At 54.1% G+C, this 3502-nt stretch carries 4 protein-coding genes; 2 read left to right on the plus strand and 2 right to left on the minus strand.

What is annotated here, in order from left to right:
* Window positions 1–910: lycopene beta cyclase (gene crtL / locus IQ260_RS28905; RefSeq protein ID WP_193996521.1), on the minus strand; the 910-nt coding region annotated here is incomplete at its 3' end.
* A 102-nt stretch (window positions 911–1012) separates the two neighbouring features.
* On the opposite strand from crtL, the gene IQ260_RS28910 reads away from it, so the two are divergent.
* On the plus strand, window positions 1013–2290 hold the full coding sequence (locus IQ260_RS28910) for a glycerate kinase type-2 family protein (RefSeq protein ID WP_193996522.1): 1278 nt from the start codon (window positions 1013–1015) through the stop codon (window positions 2288–2290).
* 119 nt (window positions 2291–2409) lie between these two features.
* On the opposite strand, the gene IQ260_RS28915 is transcribed toward IQ260_RS28910, so the two are convergent.
* Entirely contained in the window at window positions 2410–2739 is a 330-nt protein-coding gene (locus tag IQ260_RS28915) for an ArsR/SmtB family transcription factor (protein ID WP_193996523.1), read from the minus strand.
* 170 nt (window positions 2740–2909) lie between these two features.
* Here IQ260_RS28915 and trxA point away from each other — a divergent pair, with 170 nt between their 5' ends.
* A complete protein-coding gene (gene trxA, locus IQ260_RS28920; protein ID WP_193996524.1) occupies window positions 2910–3245 on the plus strand; it encodes a thioredoxin in 336 nt (111 codons plus the stop codon).
* The last annotated feature ends 257 nt before the right edge of the window (window positions 3246–3502 follow it).

A 3502-nucleotide genomic window follows, 5' to 3' on the forward strand; every position in this document is an offset into this window, starting at 1 on the left:
TAGCCGTTGCGATCGCAGCCCCCACCTCCGGCGCCCGGCGCAGCATCGCCCCTACCATATATCCCGTCGCCGGATGCACCATGCTAGCCGCCCCGCCAAACCCCAATACACGCTGGCTCAGGTCCGGCAGCGGCTGATTCATCGGAAACAAACAATATTCCGTATGGTGAATCTCACTCACGGTCACACCATCCATACCTAGCCGCTGCTGCAGCCGCTGCTTGAGGGTGTCGTACTCCATCGCAGGCACCAGCGCCAGGGATGTTTCTTCGACAAAGTAGACATCGTCCCCAAGATCCATGGCATACAAAAATGTCGGCGGACCCGCCAGCTGCTCCGGCGATAGATGCTCCGCCCGGTAGTCCATTAGCAAAAACTGACCAGGTGCCACGGGTGGTTTGGAAAATTTACCCACAAGGCCATAGGCCACCTGATAGGCAACGGGGGAACTTTTGGGCGTTGGTCGTTGCACTAATGCCGCGTTGTGGCCGGTCGTATCGATCACCAGCTTGGCTTTGAGTTCCTGACCATCTGTGGTGGTTACACAGCTATAGTCATCAGTGTGGGTAACCGAGGCGGCTTTGCCCTGATGCCAGGTCATCGCCTGGAGCTGATCGAGAAAATGCTGCTGCAGTTTGTGTTTATCAAACAGGCCGTAGTCGCGGTGGTGACGTGTGGGCTGCGTTGCCGCTGCCCGGCCAAAATAGCTAACGGTATTTTGCCAGCGATAGCCCAGCAGATCGCTCAGGCCCAGGGCCTCTAGCTCGTCACACCAAACGCCATAGGTGTTGGGCCAGGCAGTATCAGGCGCGTTGGGAGCTAGGCCCTGTAGGGATACTCCATGGTGGGCTAAGGCGGAGGCCATGATCAAAGCAGCAGGCCCGGCCCCAATGATTAATACGTCAAACACCGTGTTGATTCTCCTCGATATCCCAACAAATCGATCCCTGTGGTTATTATTACCTCTAACGGGAAATCATCATTCTCCACTGCCACTCTGCCAACTCAGACCATGTCTACCACTAATCTGCTTCGAGAACTATTTGATGCTGCCGTTACAGCCGCCATGCCCCAGAAGCAGGTAGCCCGAGCCCTAGAACCTTACCTAGAGACACGACCGAAGGGCCGCACGGTGGTCGTTGGCATCGGCAAATCTGCAGCTGCCATGGCCATGGCCGTAGAGGATAGCTGGGCGCAGGCCGGTAATACCGACCCGATTGAAGGGCTGGTGATCACCCGCTACGGTCATGGAGTCCCGACAAATTCAATCGAGGTGGTCGAAGCCGGACATCCGGTACCGGATAAAAATGGGATGCAGGGAGCCCGACAAATTTTGCAACGGGTACAAAATTTGACTGCCGATGACCGGGTGATCTGTTTGATTTCAGGGGGTGGGTCTGCTCTGTTTACCCTACCGCCGGAGGGCATTAGCCTGGAAAATCTGGCCGACATCAACCGGCAGCTGCTGACCTCCGGCGCCGATATTGTCGCCATGAATACGGTGCGTAAGGCCCTATCCTGTTCGTCGGGGGGACGACTGGCAGCAACAGCCTATCCAGCCCAGGTGGTGTCACTGATTATTTCCGATGTGGCTGGGGATAGCCTCAGGGCGATTGCGTCTGGGCCAACGGTGGGGGATACGGCCACCGCAGCAGATGCTCTGGAGATTATAGACCGCTACCGACTGAACATCCCCCACCCGATTCGCCAGTATTTGCAGCGTAATCCTAACCCGGTGATTGTCCCCGGAGATGAGCGGTTAAGGACGACCATCAATCATTTGATTGCGACACCGCAGCAGTCGTTGGAGGCTGCGGCTGACGTTGCGATCGCAAACGGCTACACCCCCTTAATCCTGAGCAACGCCATCGAAGGCGAAGCCCGTGACGTGGCCCGAGTCCATGGAGCCATTGCCCGTCAGGCCAAGTACCACCGACAGCCTGTCGCTCCCCCCTGCGTTATCCTTTCCGGCGGTGAAACCACAGTGACCGTCAACCAAAAATTTGTCGGTAAAGGCGGCCGCAATAGCGAATTCCTGTTAGCTTTGGCCCATTACTTAGACGGCGAACCCGACATTGCGGCCATCGCCTGTGACACGGACGGCATCGACGGTAGCGAAGATAATGCCGGTGCCCTGATCACACCAGGCCTGTGGCAGCAGGGGCGAAATGCACAAAAATATCTCAGCACCCACGACAGCTACAGCTTTTTTGCATCGATTGATGCGCTGGTAACAACCGGGCCAACGTTGACCAACGTGAATGATTTTCGAGCCATCGTGGTTGAGTAATCGTAGTCGCTGGCTTCGACTGCGCTCAGCTAGCTAGAAATATCCGACTTAAAACCAGCTGGAAACACCGAGGGTTGAGCGGAGTCGTTCGCGAAGCGTCTCCTACGGAGTTAACCCGACTACTCCCCCTCACACACTTCCACATCCCCAGCTGCCGCCAGCACCGCCGCCAGCACCCCTGGAAACTTGGCCTCTAGCTCATCTACCCGCAGGGAATTCAAATGCTGGGTGCCCACTTTTTCAGTATGGATAATTCCGGCCTCGCGCAGAATCTTAAAATGGTGCGACAGCGTTGACTTGGCAATTTCGTCGCCGCCACAGCTACGGCAAGCTTGCTCGCCTTTCTGGGCGATGGTTTTGACAATTTTTAGCCTGACCGGATCGCCCAAGGCGTACAGTACCTCGGCCAAGGTCATTTGACTTAAATCTGGATGGGAAATGGGTCGCATAGATGCATTATGCCATGGGGGCCAGGCCAAGATCTCAGGGACAGGAACGGTTAACCGCCCTCAGTAGTTCAATTTTATGGAACTATAATTAGGGCAATCCAGTAAAACACGAGGGCCTTGATGGGGCTAATGTATTACTGAGCCGTTGGTTTTCAAGGAGATCTTAGTAAATGACTGAAAAAGCGTTAGTAAATGAAGTGTCAGATGCCGACTTTCAGACCGATGTGCTGGGTAGCGAAATCCCTGTACTCGTAGACTTTTGGGCACCCTGGTGTGGCCCTTGCCGGATGGTAGCTCCCGTCGTAGATGAAGTAGCTGCCAAGTTTGAAGGCCGGGTTACCGTGTTCAAACTGAATGTGGATGATAACCCTTCCAGTGCTAGCGACTATGGTGTACGCAGTATTCCTACATTGCTGATCTTCAAAGACGGTAAGGTGGCTGATACGGTTGTTGGTGCTGTACCTGCAAGTACCTTATCAACGACCCTTGAGAAATATTTGGACTAGGGTGCGCGCGCCAAACTAAAAAGAAAGCTTAGAATTACAACCTGTCCCTAAACATACCTAGTATCAAAGGGACAGGTTTGTCTTTGATAGTGATCGTCTTGGATGCCGTTTGCAAACGTTAGGTTTAATAATCCTATGAGCTATTCTGATCCGTCTTCTCCCAACTCAACGCCACCGGAGCCTAATCCAGAAACTACTACAGAAACCACCACAGAAAAATTTACGGTGAATAGTGACAACCTGGTCAGTAAGGTTCA

Origin of the sequence: Leptolyngbya cf. ectocarpi LEGE 11479 (assembly GCF_015207065.1) — a bacterium.
GTDB classification, from domain to species: domain Bacteria; phylum Cyanobacteriota; class Cyanobacteriia; order Phormidesmidales; family Phormidesmidaceae; genus Leptothoe; species Leptothoe ectocarpi.